The sequence below is a fragment of the Chryseobacterium aurantiacum genome (assembly GCF_003020585.1).
Taxonomy (GTDB): Bacteria; Bacteroidota; Bacteroidia; order Flavobacteriales; family Weeksellaceae; genus Chryseobacterium; species Chryseobacterium aurantiacum.
Map to the genome: position 1 here is coordinate 811,913 of NZ_PXUE01000002.1, position 14,120 is coordinate 826,032.

Genomic DNA, 14,120 nt, shown 5'->3' on the forward strand with positions numbered 1-14,120 from the left:
TGAAAGGTTTTTATAAAATATCTTGATCTGATTATTATCTTGCAATATTCACAGCTCTCGTTTCTCTGATTACTGTTACTTTTACCTGTCCCGGGTAAGTTAATTCATTCTGGATCTTTTCAGAGATATCGTAAGATAGTTGAGAAGCCACTTCATCGTTTACTTTTCCGCTTTCTACCATTACTCTTAATTCTCTACCTGCCTGAATTGCATAAGCACTGGATACCCCATCGAAGCTTAACGCTGCAGACTCAAGGTCCTTTAATCTCTGGATGTAAGATTCCAACACTTGTCTTCTTGCTCCTGGTCTTGCTCCTGAAATAGCATCAGCTACCTGAATGATTGGAGATAATAACGACTTCATTTCAATTTCGTCGTGGTGAGCTCCAATTGCGTTTACTACCTCTGGGTTTTCACCGTATTTCTCAGCCCACTGCATCCCTAATAAAGCGTGTGGTAATTCCGATTCCTGCTCAGGAACTTTACCGATATCGTGTAATAGACCTGCTCTTTTAGCTAGCTTTACGTTTAAGCCTAATTCTGCAGCCATTGTTGCAGCGATATTTGCTACTTCTCTTGAGTGCTGTAGTAAGTTTTGTCCGTATGAAGAACGATACTTCATTCTACCTACGATCTTAATTAACTCAGGGTGCAATCCGTGGATTCCTAGGTCAATAATTGTTCTTTTTCCTACTTCAATAATCTCCTCTTCAATTTGCTTTCTAGTCTTTTCTACTACTTCCTCGATTCTTGCCGGGTGGATTCTACCATCCGTAACCAATCTGTGAAGGGATAGTCTTGCAATCTCTCTTCTTACCGGATCAAAACATGAAAGAAGAATAGCTTCCGGAGTATCATCAACGATGATCTCAACTCCTGTCACCGCTTCTAGTGCACGGATATTTCTACCTTCTCTACCAATAATTCTACCTTTTACTTCATCAGATTCAATATTAAATACTGATACTGAGTTTTCGATAGCCTGCTCTGTTCCAATTCTTTGGATGGTTTGGATCACAATTTTTCTGGCTTCGTTTTTAGCATTCATCTGAGCTTCCTCCATGATACCCTGAACGTGTGCCTGTGCTCTTGTCTTCGCTTCAGCTTTCATGGTTTCTACCAATTCTGCTTTAGCTTCTTCAGCTGTATAATTAGAAATCTTTTCAAGTATTTCAACTTTCTTAGCGGTAGCTATATCTAATTCTTGCTGTTTTCTGTCTAAAATTTCGTTCTTCTTAGCGTAATCTGCAATCTGTCTGTCTAAATCCTTTTCAAGTTTTCCTGTCTTGCTAAGTTCATCGTTCAGCTTGTGTTCCTTGTCTTTTGTTCTTTTTTCAGCTTCCTGCATCTTTTTCTCACGAGACTGGATGTCTGAATCATGCTGAGATTTTAGTTCAAGGAATTTCTCCTTAGCCTGAAGATTCTTTTCTTTCTTTATGGATTCAGCCTGTACGTTAGCTTTTTCTATAAGGTTTTCGGCATTTTTAGTTGCATCATCTATGATAAATTTTGCCTTAGTATTGAGTGAGCTTCTGGAAAAAAACATTCCCACGACTGCACCAATTACTAAACAAACAACACCGACTATAACTTCTATCATAATTTATATTGAGTTTTAATTGTATTCATATCCTTTAAATAAAAAAAGCCCACAATAATCCAGGGATTGAGAGTAAACTCCTAATCAACACGATTTGAACTGATTTCCACTGTCTGTAATCCGGAAGACCGGCACGCCATTCGATGGACATTTGTTCGGTAATTGTTTAGCGTTGAGTTTACCTTTAATGTGTTAGAATCATTGTAGGCAGCTTGTTCAGGAAAAAAAATCTATTTCCCGATTTCATTCAACGATTGATTAATTTGTTTCAATCTTTCGTTGCTCGAATTAATATTTTTCTCGTAGTTAAGAGACACCACTTCGGCGTTAGTTCCCAATTTAAGGGCACACATGGCCAATGCGTCTTGTTTATCTCTTACATCGAAGTTCTGTTCAAAATCTTTAATCATATTCTCAATCTGCTTCCCTACTTTACGCAAAGTTTCTTCCTCTGCTGCCGGTACGTTCAGCGGATACACTCTTCCTGCAATATTGACGGTTATTCTCCTTACCTCCATTATAATCCACTGTTTTGAAGCTGTGCAATACAGAAATCTATTTCTTTTACCAATCTGTTGATGTGATTTTTCATTAACCTATTGTGTTCAGGATTTCCTGATATTGCTGAATAAAGTTTTATATTTTTTTGTTCTTCTGCTAATACCTGATTTCTTCTTCTCTCCTCATCATACTTCTTCTTCAGGTCTTCATGCTCAATACTTAATTCTGATAAATTTTCAGTAAGACTTTTGTAATTCTTTTGAAGAGTCAAAATCTTTCTCTCTAATTCTGAAAAATTGTTTTCTAAATCTTGAAGCATTTCAGGTTTGTATATTCTAACTAGAAGCAAAAATAAAAAAATAATAACACTAACAAAAATAAAACGTCCTATATTTTGTAATCTCAACAAAAAAGGAGGTGCATATGCACCTCCTATGTATTTTCAATGTGATATTTTCTTATTCAAATTTCAATACAAACATGATTGCTCTTGTCTGTAATGTAGAAACTGCAGATGCCCAATAAGGAGGTGTACCCGCATTATCAGCCACTTTTTCATTGTTCATGAAGAAAGTTCCTCTTACACCGGGAGTCAGTTTAAACTTATTGAAGTAAAACTGGATTCCCATTTCTGCTGACCATGCAAAATTATGGGTTGTAGATCTGAAGATCTGCTGCATATTATCATCAGTAGATCCTGAGTTAGATTGTAGGTTCACAATATAATTCACCCCGGCAGCAACGTATGGTCTTGAATTATACCATCTTCTCCCGTGAAGTTCCAAAAGTACCGGAATATCAACCAATGTAGACTTAATTTCTCTTACTTTATCTTTATCTGTTAGAGGAATAGGCATAAACGGAGGATTGGTTAATGATCCACCCGCATAGATATCATTGGATTGAGTATTAAAAGTCAACTGTCTTTGCGCAAACTGCAGACCTGGTTCTATCCTTACATCCAGATAGTCATTCAGTCTCCATTTTGCAATAAGCCCAGCACCGAAACTGTAACTTTCCTTAGAGGAAACAAGGTTTTCGTTTTCATTCATCCCGTATCTTGGATGCAATACAATTCGGTAGTCTAGTCTATTCCCGTTCAAATAAAACCCCCAACTGAACTTCTGCTCGTCGAAATCTTCCAACTTGTCCATTCTGTTTCGGGTTCTAAATTGCGCGTTTGCAAAAACGGCAACATTTACTGAGGTCAAAACCAGTGCTTTTAATAGAAATTTATTCATAGGTTACTTTGTTGCTTTATAAATTGTGGCTATACCTAAACTTAATTTTTTATATTCAACTTTCTTAAATCCCGTATCTAAAAGAATTTGCTTCATCTTCTCCCCGAAAGGAAAAGCATTTACAGAATCCGGAAGGTATGTATACGCCCTATTATCTTTAGAAACCAAACTGCCTATAGCAGGTAATATATTTTTGAAATAAAACATATAAAATGGTCCTAAAAAACCCTCAACCTTTGAAAACTCCAGTATATAAACACTCTTGTTATCTTTAACTACTCTTCTTAACTCTGCCAAACCTTTGGTAAGGTTTTCAAAATTCCTCACTCCAAATGCAACGGAAACAGCATCAAATCTATTGTCCTCGAAAGGTAAATTTTCTGCATCCCCTTTTTGCATGGAAATTTTGCCGTCTAATTTAAGTTTTTTTATTTTAATAACGCCAACATTCAGCATTTGTTGTGATAAATCTAAACCAACTACTTTTGAACCTGTTCCTTTTTCAATAGTAATTGCTAGATCTCCCGTTCCTGTAGCCACATCCAGCACTTCCTGCGGATTATCATTTTTCATCCATCTTACCAGTTTATTTCTCCACAAAACGTCAATTTTCATGGATAAAACATGGTTCAGAAGGTCATACTTCGGCGCAATATTGTCGAACATATCCTCTACCTGGCTCTTCTTTGTAGCCTCCGAATTGTAGGGAGTAACTTTGGTGATATCTTTTGTCAAAACTTAAAACTTGTAATATTCTTTGTAATAATTTAGGTAATCTTGTTTTCTGAAGATCTTTGATCTCGATTCCACTTTCTGGATATTCTTGATCAGTTTATCATAATCTTCGTCTACATTGTAATAAAATTCTTCTGTGTAAAGCTTATTGAAACGCTTTGCTCCTCCGAGGTAATCTTTTCCGTCTATGACAGTCTTATCAAGCGCCATCAATAACGAATCTTTTTTAAGGTTATACCCGTAGTACTGGTCATTCACATAGTAATCCTGATGTGCAATATTAAGCAGACCACGAAGCTTGTTTACTTCAAATGCCGAATCATAAAGCATTTTTTTATTTTGGTCGAAAACCTGAATAGAGTTTTTTCCCTTATTCAAATCCACATGCACATACTGCCCCGCCGAAATGATCCCTTCAGAACCGTTATTGATCTTAAAGTAATACGTATTGGGGGTAGGATTATCTACAACATAATAATTCTTCTTGGCTAAAAAAAGGAAGTAGATCCCAAAGGCACCGATAAACGCCACAGCTGCAATGAGTAAGCCTTTTAAGGATGAGTTGTTTTTCATAGATTGTAAAGTACAATTTTTGCAAATTTAATAATATTTTTAATTCTCGGTTATTAATATTAATTATTAACTTTGCATCTTTAAAAAAATCATATAAACGAATGCCGAATACGATCATTATTGGCTCTGGATGTTATATCCCGAACAGAGTTATTGGTAGAGATTACTTCATGAATTCCGAGTTCTATACTGAAGACGGGGTGAAAATTGAAAAGCCTGTGGAAGAAACCATTGCGAAGTTTGTAGAAATTACAGAAATCGAAAACAGGAGATTCATTGAGGATGATCTTTCCAATTCACAGATCGGTTATGAAGCCGCAAAAATTGCCCTTGAGGATGCAAAGGTAGACGGCGAAGAACTGGATTATATTATTTACGCGAGTAATTTCGGGGAAGTTACTGAGAACGGATATGCTGACTTCATGCCAACAATGGCAGCGAGGGTAAAGAATAAGCTAGGCATCAAAAACAGAAAATGCGTAACCTACGATATGCTTTTCGGATGTCCTGGATGGGTAGAAGCTATGATTTTAGCTGACAATCTAATTAAAGCCAAGGTTGCCAAAACAGTTTTAGTAATCGGGGGTGAAACTTTAAGCCGTGTAACGGATCCACACGACAGAAACAGAATGATTTTTGCTGATGGTGCAGGTGCTGTAGTAGTAAAAGCAACGGATGAGGAAAATGTAGGAATTATTGCACACAATACGATTTGTGACAATGGCCCGGAATTAAACTATCTTGAAAACCAACCTTCTATCAACAAAGAAGTAGATCAAAAACGTCTTTATGTAAGAATGCTGGGTAGAAAAATCTACGAATACGCTCTTAAAAATGTACCTGTTGCAATTAAGGAAACTATTACAGACGCAGGACTTTCTATTGAAGACATTGATAAAATCTTAATTCACCAGGCCAATGCCAAGATGGATTATGCCATGATTGAAAGACTTCACAGACTTTACGACATCAAGGAATACGATCACGCGATCTCTCCTATGACAATCCAAGACCTTGGAAATACGTCTGTTGCAACTATTCCTACCATGTATGATTTAATAATTAAAGGAAAAATGGAAGGTCAATCGTTTAAAGAGAAAGGTAACATTGTAATGACTTCGGTAGGTGCCGGAATGAACATCAATGCTATCGTTTATAGATTTCCTTAAAATATTTTAAACAATAAAAAAATATAAAAGCACAGGGAAGTTATTCTTTGTGCTTTTTTTGAATCAGAACATGCAAAAAAATCTTTTAATTATTGCGGGGATCTTCCTGTTTTTGGAAGTTTACATTTATCAAGCCATAAGAACCCTTACAGACAATCTTTGGGTAAGAATTGGCTACTGGGCAGTGTCTTTAATTGTTTATGGAATTTTCGCCTACGAGGTCACTCACTATCAGAGATCAGACCGAAGCATGATGAAAGCCCAAATCATGATTTCCTTATTTCTGATATTTATTCTTCCTAAAATCTTTGTGGTTTTATTTTTGTTAATTGATGACATCATCAGAATTGGCGGCTATCTGATTGGCTTTGCAAAACCCTCTGAAAACTTCTTCCCCGAGCGAAGAAAATTCCTGAGCCTGGTCGGACTTGGAATGAGTGGAGTTCTTTCTGCCCTATTCATTGATGGAATTACTTTTGGGAAATACAGACATAAAGTAAGAAAGGTAAAGGTAAAATTTCCAAATCTCCCGAAAGTCTTTAAAGGATATAAAATCATTCAGATTTCAGATGTTCACAGTGGAAGCTTTGCCGACCCAAGCAAGCTGCAGCACGCTGTAGACCTCATCAACGAGCAGAAGCCGGACCTTGTTCTATTTACCGGAGACATGGTAAATAATGTCGCCGATGAATTTAAGCCTTTCATTCCTCTTTTTTCACAAATCAAGGCTAAAGACGGCAAGTTTGCAGTGCTTGGAAATCACGACTATGGTGATTATGTAAACTGGGAATCTCCGGAGGTCAAAAAGAAAAATCTGGATACACTGATCGACTATGAAAAGCAGGCAGGGTTTGACATGCTTAGAAATGAAAACAGGGCTATTGAAAGAAACGGAGAGAAACTATACATTCTAGGCGTTGAAAACTGGGGGTTAAAACCTTTTCCGCAGTTTGGAAAAATTGATAAAGCTTTAAAAAACGTACCGGAATCCGCCACAAAGATCCTGATGAGCCATGACCCTACTCACTTTGATTATGTAGTGAAAAAACATCCAGGAAACATTCACCTGACCCTTTCTGGCCACACTCATGGAATGCAGTTTGGTTTAGATCTTAAAAACATAAAATGGTCACCGGTTCAGTATCGTTACCCAAAATGGGCAGATTTATACGAGAGTGAAGGTAAATTACTGTATGTAAACAGAGGTTTTGGGGTGTTAGGATATCCGGGGAGAGTTGGGGTATTACCTGAAATTACACTTTTTGAACTGAGCTAGTTTTAAAATCCAAGGTTTAAAGTTTAAGGTTTAGAGATTGAAGATCTACTACCACAAGAAATTGTTTTCTTCTGCAACCTGACAGCCACTACTGCAACCTAAAAAATATAATCTTTCATACGGGAGGTAGCCATATCTTTCTCGTTGATAAACCTAAGGAGGGCATCTAATTTGTCCTCCATTTTTCTGCCCGAAAACAGGCTTCTATAAAACGGAATATCAAAAGGGTGCTTCTTAAAATCCGTAAACTGCCACGCATTAAGGTAGATCAAAACAAACTCTTCATTCTGCAATGTTTCCAATACCATATTCTGGTAATACTTCATGGGCAAAATCTGAAACACAAAATCATTGTATGGCAACTGACTGTAAGGGGAGATGCTTTCCGGAACAATACTAAGTCCGTTCTCTTCTGTAATTTCGGTATCTCTTTTAAGGCGTTTGAATGGAAAAAGGATGTTGGCATTATCAATATTGGAGACATAATTAAATTCCATCAGTTTCAGATCCTCCTGTGGAATCTTGATGTCCTTTTGACGAATTCCCCTGATTTGCTTTTCCAAAAATTCCTGAATATTCTTCTTGGCATTTTCAATTTCTGCAAGATTTGAATCCCTATTATAGAAGGCAATTTCATGCCCTTTGGATGAAATTGCCTTTATAAGATTTTTAAGTTTTTCAGTAAGAGAAACCTCCACAAAAAAACTTGCTTTCGTATCATGAACATCTAAAATTCTAAGAATAGCTTTGGTATTCTCTTCTATAATTTTCAATCTTTCGTCACTAGTAATTTGTGAGCCAACTTTTGCTTCAGCTTCAATATTTGTAATGTTGAAAGTCAATAATATCATTTAAATTAAATTTTAGATAAAAATTATAATAAGCTAAAAATCAGATGTTAAATAAATACTTAATTAAAGTATAACTTTACATTATTAATGCTTAGCTAATTTTACTTTTAGATTTTTGATCATATCCTTACTCATTTCAGAAATCCCGAAGTCGTAAGTCAACCCCCAGTCTTTTTTAGCTACAGAATCATCAATAGAAGCAGGCCATGAATCAGCAATTGCTTGTCTGAAATCCGGGTTATAATCGATAGCAAAATCAGGAATTTCTTTCTTAATTTCTTCTGCCAATTCTTTTGGAGTAAATGACATTCCCCCTAAGTTATAAGAAGAACGAACAGTTAAACTTTCTTTCGGAGCATCCATTAATTTTAAGGTTGCATTAATGGCATCATCCATATACAACATCGGCATTCCTGTATCTTCAGAAATGAAACTTGTATATTTTCCTTCTTCAATTGCCTTGTAGAAAATTTCAACAGCGTAGTCGGTAGTACCACCACCTGCCGGAGTTTTCCATGAGATCAACCCAGGATATCTGATACTTCTTACATCTACTCCATATTTATCAAAGTAGTATTCACACCACTTCTCCCCTGCCATTTTAGAGATCCCATAAACAGTTGTTGGGTTCAATACTACATCTTGTCCAACATCATGCTTAGGAATTCCTTTCCCAAAGACTGCGATTGAACTTGGCCAGAAGATCTTTTTAAGAAGCCCTTCTTTAGCCATTTCACAAAAGTGAAGAAGAGGCTCAAGATTCAATTTCCAAGCGAAAATAGGCTGCTTTTCCGAAGTTCCGGATAAAAGTGATGCCAAGTGATACACTGTAGTAATTTCATAATCATGAATCACCTGTCTTACCAATTGGGTATTGGTAACATCCATTCTCTCATAGTGTCCGGCAGAAGTAATTCCTTCCTGCCATCTGTCCAGCCCTGAAGCCACTACATTTTCCGCTCCGTGGATCTCCACAAGTCTATTCGTAAGTTCCGTGCCGATTTGTCCCAAGGCACCTGTAATAAGTATTCTTTCCGTATAGGATTCCATTTTTCAGATTTTTTTAGAATTGTACAAAAGTAAAAAAATCAAGCCAATCCAAGCAAAAAAGGTACACTTTCGCATACCTTTTATAATCCTAAGAAAAATATTGTTTAAAAATTAAGATTCACTCTGGCAAAAAGAAATCTTCCATTCATTCCAAATTGAGAAACATTCCTGGAGTATACAAACTGGTTTTGATTAGAGAGATCAATAGTAGAAGTATTCACATACACCAGATTACCAGATGAATCCAAAGAAGGAGTTTTCACTACTGTTGGGCCATAGTTTTTATCCGGATAAATATCAAATAAATTATTAGCTCCTATTGTTAGCTTAAGGTTTTTACTAAACTTATAACCTACAGATAAGTCTGTAATCACTTTCCCTCCCCAAACCGGATGTTCAGTAGCAACAGCCTGACCGTTAATGATTTCTCCGCTTACAATACCATCTCCATTGGCATCCATCGTATTAGGATCTGTAACTTCACCAAAATAAACATTTCTCAACAATAGGCTAAATTTATCAATCTCTAAAGCATTATTCAGAGAAGCCTTGAATCTTGGAACTGCTTCTTCAAGATACACACGACTGGATTCTGAATAATACCTGTTTACCTGTCCGGCTTTGATTAAAACATCAGAACCATGAATATCTCCTACTCTGTTAGTTTTCGAAACAGTAACTGCAAAGTCTGAATTCAAAGAAAACCTTTCAGAAAAATTAGCTTTATGTGAAACTACCCCTTCAATACCTTTAGTCTGGGTATCTATTGCATTAGCAAAAAAGGTAGCAGCATTAGCATTCGCTTTATCGAAGGCTGCCTGCAAATTCCAAAAATCACTTCCCACCGGATAGGTACCTGACGGCCTAGAAAACTGATCTGTTAAAACCACCCTGTTTTTAATTTTAATATAATAACCATCCACTGTAAACGTCAGGTTTGCTTGTGGAATCTTAGCTGTAAAACCTGCAGAATAACTCGTTGACTCCTCTTGCTTCAATTGTGGAATTCCTAGATATCTGGCCGCATCAGAATCATTTGAAAAAGTTCCTACTTCATATGGTACTCCACCTACAAACTGCGTAGCAGTGGCATTAAAATACATTTGCTGTAAGGAAGGCGCTCTGAATCCTGTAGAATGTGCTGCCCTTAGATTGATATGATCAGTAAGCTTATATCTTGTTGCTAGTTTATAATTAAATGTAGACCCGAAATCCGAGTAGTTTTCAAACCTAAGCGCAGCACTTATTAGCCATCTGTCAGTTACATCCAACTCCGTATCCACATACACCGCAACAGAATGTCTTCCTTTATTTAGTGCATTCTCAGGGCGAAAACCAGGAAACACCTGCGCTCCCCCTGGTCTGGCAGCCCCTAAAAAATCAGTAGGCTTTAGAATTGCCACAGTTGTAGGAGTCTGAATATTTCCGTTAATATCATAAAGAGCCCATGAAGCCTCTTCTCCATTTTCTATTTTGTATTTTTCAAACCTCATTTCCCCTCCAAAGGCAACATTAAAACCTTTCAGCCAGTCTATTTTCGTATCAAAATCTGCATTGATGGTATTTTGAGAGAATCCTAAACCGCCTGCATCAAATTCTCTTTTATTTGGATATCGCATGGAGGCATTGGCAGTATTTTTTATAGTATAATCAAAAGTGTTTTGTCCAAAAGTATTGCTGATATCATAATTAATATTTCCCAACTTCCCTTTAAACCCAGCAGCAAACGAAAGATCTATAACATCCGAGGCTATTTCTGGCAGGAAACCATTAGGATATATAGAAGTTGAGGTTCTGTTTTGATTAGGTCTTCTGTAAAAACCGGCAGCATTACCACTTCTGTAAGAAATACCTCCAAAAGCATACCCTCGAACGGCTGAGGAAATATCAAATTCAGAGTTCACAAAAAACTGACCAGATCCAAGCTTAGACTGTCCGACTCTCATATTAAAATCATCTCTTGCTAAACCTCTGTAAGCAAGTTCATTTTCTGTAACATCTCCCTTTAGAAGATTTTGTAATTCAGAAATTGTACTGGCAGATTGAATCCCAGCCTGCTGTGCTGCTGTAAAATAGCTTACACTGGGAGCGTACTTATGTATATAATCTATTATTTGTGTCGTATTGGGTGTATTATTGATATTTTCAAAAAGAGACGAAATATTTACTCCGTTTTCTAGAGCTCTTTGCTCAATGGCATTATAAGCATTAAAAATCTCACCAGTAGCTGCTTTTGCCCTTCTTGTATCATCTCTACTCAGTAAATTTGCAGTAAAATTAATAAACCCACTCTTGCCAATTTTGGTCCCATAATTCAAATCCAGCTGATACTTTCCGCCATCCCATCCTCCGTAATGATCATTAGCTCCTTTCGAATTAAATCCTCCTCCAGTAATTGCTGCCGTAAAAGCGTTGGTATTCTTCTTCATAACCACATTAATCACCCCCGCAATAGCATCAGAACCGTATTGCGCCGAAGCCCCATCCCTTAGCACTTCCAATCTTTCAATGGCAAATGCCGGAATAGCATTTAAGTCGGTTCCTACAGATCCTCTTCCGGGAGAACCATTAATATTAACCAGTGAGGAAGTATGTCTTCTTTTTCCATTAAGTAAAACCAACACCTGATCCGGCCCTAAACCTCTTAATTGAGCAGGATCCACATGATCTGTTCCATCTGCAACAGTTGTAGAGTTTGAAGTAAAAGAAGGGGCGGCGTAATTCAAAATTTGGTTAAGGTCAGTCTGCGGACTTAGTACTGATTGCGACCCGATATTAATTACATCTACAGGTAGCGGGGTATCAGTTGCTACCCTGGCCTTATTTCTGGAACCAACTGTAATTTTTACTTCATCTACGCTTTTAACACTTAGGGAATCATTGGTTTGAGCGATAACATTTGCCGAAACAAAAAACAATGCCCCCACCAAAACAATTTTCTGGTAATTTTTTTTCATATGCTTTTTTTTCAAATGTATATAAATTAACATTCAAAATAAACATAATAATCAAAAAATAATTAATTTTTGAAAATATTCAAACATATTTTTGCTATTTTATTACAAAATAAATAACAAATAAATAAATCACCTAATAATTTAATAAAACAATAATGTTTTCTTCATTTTATTTATTGACTCTATATATGACTCTATTTTAAAATTGATACTTTTGCTTTAAAAGTATCATTTTATGAAGAAAATATTTTTAGTCGCTACACTTCTCGCCTATAATTTTTCCTGGTCACAGTTTACAGACATCAACATTATCAAGGAAGTACAGGTAAAAAACAAAGGCGTAGTGGTATCTGCCCACCCGTTAGCCAGTGAAGCAGGTGTTAAAATCCTTAAAATGGGAGGAAATGCCTATGATGCTGTGACTGCTACACAATATGCATTGGCTGTTGTGTATCCACAAGCCGGAAATATCGGTGGTGGAGGTTTTTTAGTGGGTGTTAAAAATAATGGTGAAAAATTCACACTGGATTACAGGGAAACAGCTCCTAAAAAAGCATCCAGAGACATGTATATCGATAAAAAAGGAAAAGCAGATACAGATCTTTCCCAAAACGGAAGATTGGCAGTAGGCATTCCGGGAAGTGTGGCTGGTTTTTTTGCTACACTGAAGTACTGCAAACTGCCTATGGAGAAGATTATCCAGCCCGCAATTGATCTTGCAGAAAAAGGATTTGCCATCACGGATAAAGAAGCGGAAATGCTGAACAACCAAAGAGAAAAATTTCAGAAGCACAATAAATCTGCTATCATTTTTGTAAAAGACTCCCCTTGGAAAGCCGGTGATCTATTGATTCAAAAAGACTTAGCTGAGACTTTAAAGCTTATCCAAAAACTGGGTGCAAAAGGTTTTTACGAAGGAAAAACAGCTGAACTTCTGGTTGCTGAAATGAAAAGAGGCAACGGAATCATCACACTGGAGGATCTTAAAAATTATAAAGTTGCGGAGAGAAAAGCCCTTGAATTTGATTACAAAGGAAACAATGTTGTAACGATGCCTTTACCATCAAGTGGCGGTGTTCTTCTAGCCCAGATGCTCAGAATGGCTAGTTTTGAAAATCTTGAAAAGTATCAGCAAAACTCTACAAAAGCTGTTCAGATTATGACCGAGGCAGAAAGAAGAGCATTTGCAGACAGAGCGGAATATATGGGTGATCCGGATTTTATCCAGGACAAAACATCTTACCTGATCTCTGATGAATACCTGAAAGGCAGATGGAAAAGCTTTAGTTTTGATAAAGCTACTCCAAGTGCAGAAGTTGGCAAAATTATAGAACAGCCTAAAGAATCTATGCAGACTACCCATATTTCTGTATTGGATAAGGATGGAAATGCTGCTTCTGTAACGACAACTCTTAATGGATATTATGGAAGCAAGGTCCTGGTTTCAGGAGCCGGATTCTTTTTGAATAATGAAATGGATGATTTCTCTATCAAACCAGGTGTACCCAACATGTTCGGAGCAGTGGGTGGAGAAGCCAATTCTATTCAGCCTAACAAGAGAATGCTTTCTTCTATGACTCCCACTATTCTTCTTAAAAATGGAAAACCTTATATGGTAGTAGGAACTCCGGGAGGAACTACAATCCCAACTTCAGTGTATCAATCCATTGTGAATGTAGTAGATTTTAAACTGAATGCGAATACCTCTGTCAATGCACCAAAATTCCACCATCAGTGGCTTCCGGAAACCATTACTGTGGAAAACAATTTCCCTGAAAGTACTATTTCCGAACTAAAAAGCAAGAACTATATCATTGAAAAGACAAAATATATTGGCAAAACAGAAATGATTGTTCTTGATGAAAAAGGAAGCATCCATGCCGTAGCAGATGGCCGCGGGGATGATTCTGTTGCTGTAGAGTAACTCAGACATCAAATTTTCTATTACATATACTTCGACTCCGCTCAGCATGACCTCTTTTGAAATAGACAAGTCATATTGAGCGGAGTCGAAGTTTTATTTATTAATAAAGCTAAAATAAATTTTATCTAAAAATTTCCATCTATTATATGACATTAGCCATAAAAAACAATCATGTATTTTACACATATGTAAAATAATTTATCAATTTAATAAAATAAAATATATTTAATTACTAATAATTAA

12 protein-coding genes are annotated in these 14,120 nt (G+C 36.7%); 3 read left to right on the plus strand and 9 right to left on the minus strand.

What is annotated here, in order from left to right:
• Window positions 1-34: 34 nt before the first annotated feature.
• The 6 genes from rny to C7D53_RS10105 form a co-directional block, all read right to left on the minus strand.
• On the minus strand, window positions 35-1,600 hold the full coding sequence (gene rny, locus C7D53_RS10080) for a ribonuclease Y (protein ID WP_185126691.1): 1,566 nt from the start codon (window positions 1,598-1,600) through the stop codon (window positions 35-37).
• Between the two features lie 230 nt (window positions 1,601-1,830).
• Entirely contained in the window at window positions 1,831-2,118 is a 288-nt protein-coding gene (locus tag C7D53_RS10085) for a cell division protein ZapA (RefSeq protein WP_076354088.1), read from the minus strand.
• Window positions 2,118-2,420 carry a hypothetical protein gene (locus C7D53_RS10090; RefSeq protein WP_106916342.1) on the minus strand — a complete coding sequence of 101 codons (303 nt, stop codon included), beginning with the start codon at window positions 2,418-2,420 and terminating at the stop codon, window positions 2,118-2,120. Before C7D53_RS10090 ends, C7D53_RS10085 begins: the two co-directional genes overlap by 1 nt.
• Before the next feature lie 139 nt (window positions 2,421-2,559).
• Complete coding sequence (gene porT, locus C7D53_RS10095; RefSeq protein WP_106916344.1) at window positions 2,560-3,342, minus strand: type IX secretion/gliding motility protein PorT/SprT; 783 nt, start codon at window positions 3,340-3,342, stop codon at window positions 2,560-2,562.
• A 3-nt stretch (window positions 3,343-3,345) separates the two neighbouring features.
• Window positions 3,346-4,077 (minus strand): bifunctional demethylmenaquinone methyltransferase/2-methoxy-6-polyprenyl-1,4-benzoquinol methylase UbiE, encoded by a 732-nt coding sequence (gene ubiE, locus C7D53_RS10100; RefSeq protein ID WP_106916346.1) that lies wholly within the window; start codon window positions 4,075-4,077, stop codon window positions 3,346-3,348.
• 3 nt (window positions 4,078-4,080) lie between these two features.
• On the minus strand, window positions 4,081-4,650 hold the full coding sequence (locus C7D53_RS10105; RefSeq protein WP_106916348.1) for a hypothetical protein: 570 nt from the start codon (window positions 4,648-4,650) through the stop codon (window positions 4,081-4,083).
• A 101-nt stretch (window positions 4,651-4,751) separates the two neighbouring features.
• On the opposite strand from C7D53_RS10105, the gene C7D53_RS10110 reads away from it, so the two are divergent.
• Together C7D53_RS10110 and C7D53_RS10115 are read left to right on the plus strand one after the other, a co-directional pair.
• Window positions 4,752-5,819, plus strand: a complete 1,068-nt coding sequence (locus C7D53_RS10110) for a 3-oxoacyl-ACP synthase III family protein (protein WP_106916350.1) — start codon at window positions 4,752-4,754, stop codon at window positions 5,817-5,819.
• Between the two features lie 70 nt (window positions 5,820-5,889).
• Window positions 5,890-7,095, plus strand: coding sequence for a metallophosphoesterase (locus C7D53_RS10115; RefSeq protein WP_106916352.1), 1,206 nt, complete (start codon window positions 5,890-5,892; stop codon window positions 7,093-7,095).
• Between the two features lie 98 nt (window positions 7,096-7,193).
• Here the strand turns inward: C7D53_RS10115 and C7D53_RS10120 are convergent, their stop codons facing one another.
• The 3 genes from C7D53_RS10120 to C7D53_RS10130 form a co-directional block, all read right to left on the minus strand.
• Window positions 7,194-7,946 carry a polysaccharide deacetylase family protein gene (locus C7D53_RS10120; protein ID WP_106916354.1) on the minus strand — a complete coding sequence of 251 codons (753 nt, stop codon included), beginning with the start codon at window positions 7,944-7,946 and terminating at the stop codon, window positions 7,194-7,196.
• A gap of 84 nt (window positions 7,947-8,030) precedes the next feature.
• A complete protein-coding gene (locus C7D53_RS10125) occupies window positions 8,031-8,996 on the minus strand; it encodes an NAD-dependent epimerase/dehydratase family protein (RefSeq protein ID WP_106916355.1) in 966 nt (321 codons plus the stop codon).
• Window positions 8,997-9,100: 104 nt separating this feature from the next.
• Window positions 9,101-11,953 (minus strand): TonB-dependent receptor plug domain-containing protein, encoded by a 2,853-nt coding sequence (locus tag C7D53_RS10130; RefSeq protein ID WP_106916728.1) that lies wholly within the window; start codon window positions 11,951-11,953, stop codon window positions 9,101-9,103.
• A gap of 235 nt (window positions 11,954-12,188) precedes the next feature.
• Between C7D53_RS10130 and ggt the strand changes: the two genes are divergently transcribed.
• Window positions 12,189-13,877 carry a gamma-glutamyltransferase gene (gene ggt / locus C7D53_RS10135; RefSeq protein ID WP_106916357.1) on the plus strand — a complete coding sequence of 563 codons (1,689 nt, stop codon included), beginning with the start codon at window positions 12,189-12,191 and terminating at the stop codon, window positions 13,875-13,877.
• The last annotated feature ends 243 nt before the right edge of the window (window positions 13,878-14,120 follow it).

What these genes read in the sequence shown, in the direction of transcription:
- rny (WP_185126691.1), bottom strand. Translation starts at nt 1,600, where the DNA reads ATGATAGAAGTTATAGTCGGTGTTGTTTGTTTAGTAATTGGTGCAGTC.
- C7D53_RS10085 (WP_076354088.1), bottom strand. Translation starts at nt 2,118, where the DNA reads ATGGAGGTAAGGAGAATAACCGTCAATATTGCAGGAAGAGTGTATCCG.
- C7D53_RS10105 (WP_106916348.1), bottom strand. Translation starts at nt 4,650, where the DNA reads ATGAAAAACAACTCATCCTTAAAAGGCTTACTCATTGCAGCTGTGGCG.
- porT (WP_106916344.1), bottom strand. Translation starts at nt 3,342, where the DNA reads ATGAATAAATTTCTATTAAAAGCACTGGTTTTGACCTCAGTAAATGTT.
- C7D53_RS10090 (WP_106916342.1), bottom strand. Translation starts at nt 2,420, where the DNA reads ATGCTTCAAGATTTAGAAAACAATTTTTCAGAATTAGAGAGAAAGATT.
- ggt (WP_106916357.1), top strand. Translation starts at nt 12,189, where the DNA reads ATGAAGAAAATATTTTTAGTCGCTACACTTCTCGCCTATAATTTTTCC.
- C7D53_RS10130 (WP_106916728.1), bottom strand. Translation starts at nt 11,953, where the DNA reads ATGAAAAAAAATTACCAGAAAATTGTTTTGGTGGGGGCATTGTTTTTT.
- C7D53_RS10115 (WP_106916352.1), top strand. Translation starts at nt 5,890, where the DNA reads ATGCAAAAAAATCTTTTAATTATTGCGGGGATCTTCCTGTTTTTGGAA.
- C7D53_RS10125 (WP_106916355.1), bottom strand. Translation starts at nt 8,996, where the DNA reads ATGGAATCCTATACGGAAAGAATACTTATTACAGGTGCCTTGGGACAA.
- C7D53_RS10120 (WP_106916354.1), bottom strand. Translation starts at nt 7,946, where the DNA reads ATGATATTATTGACTTTCAACATTACAAATATTGAAGCTGAAGCAAAA.
- C7D53_RS10110 (WP_106916350.1), top strand. Translation starts at nt 4,752, where the DNA reads ATGCCGAATACGATCATTATTGGCTCTGGATGTTATATCCCGAACAGA.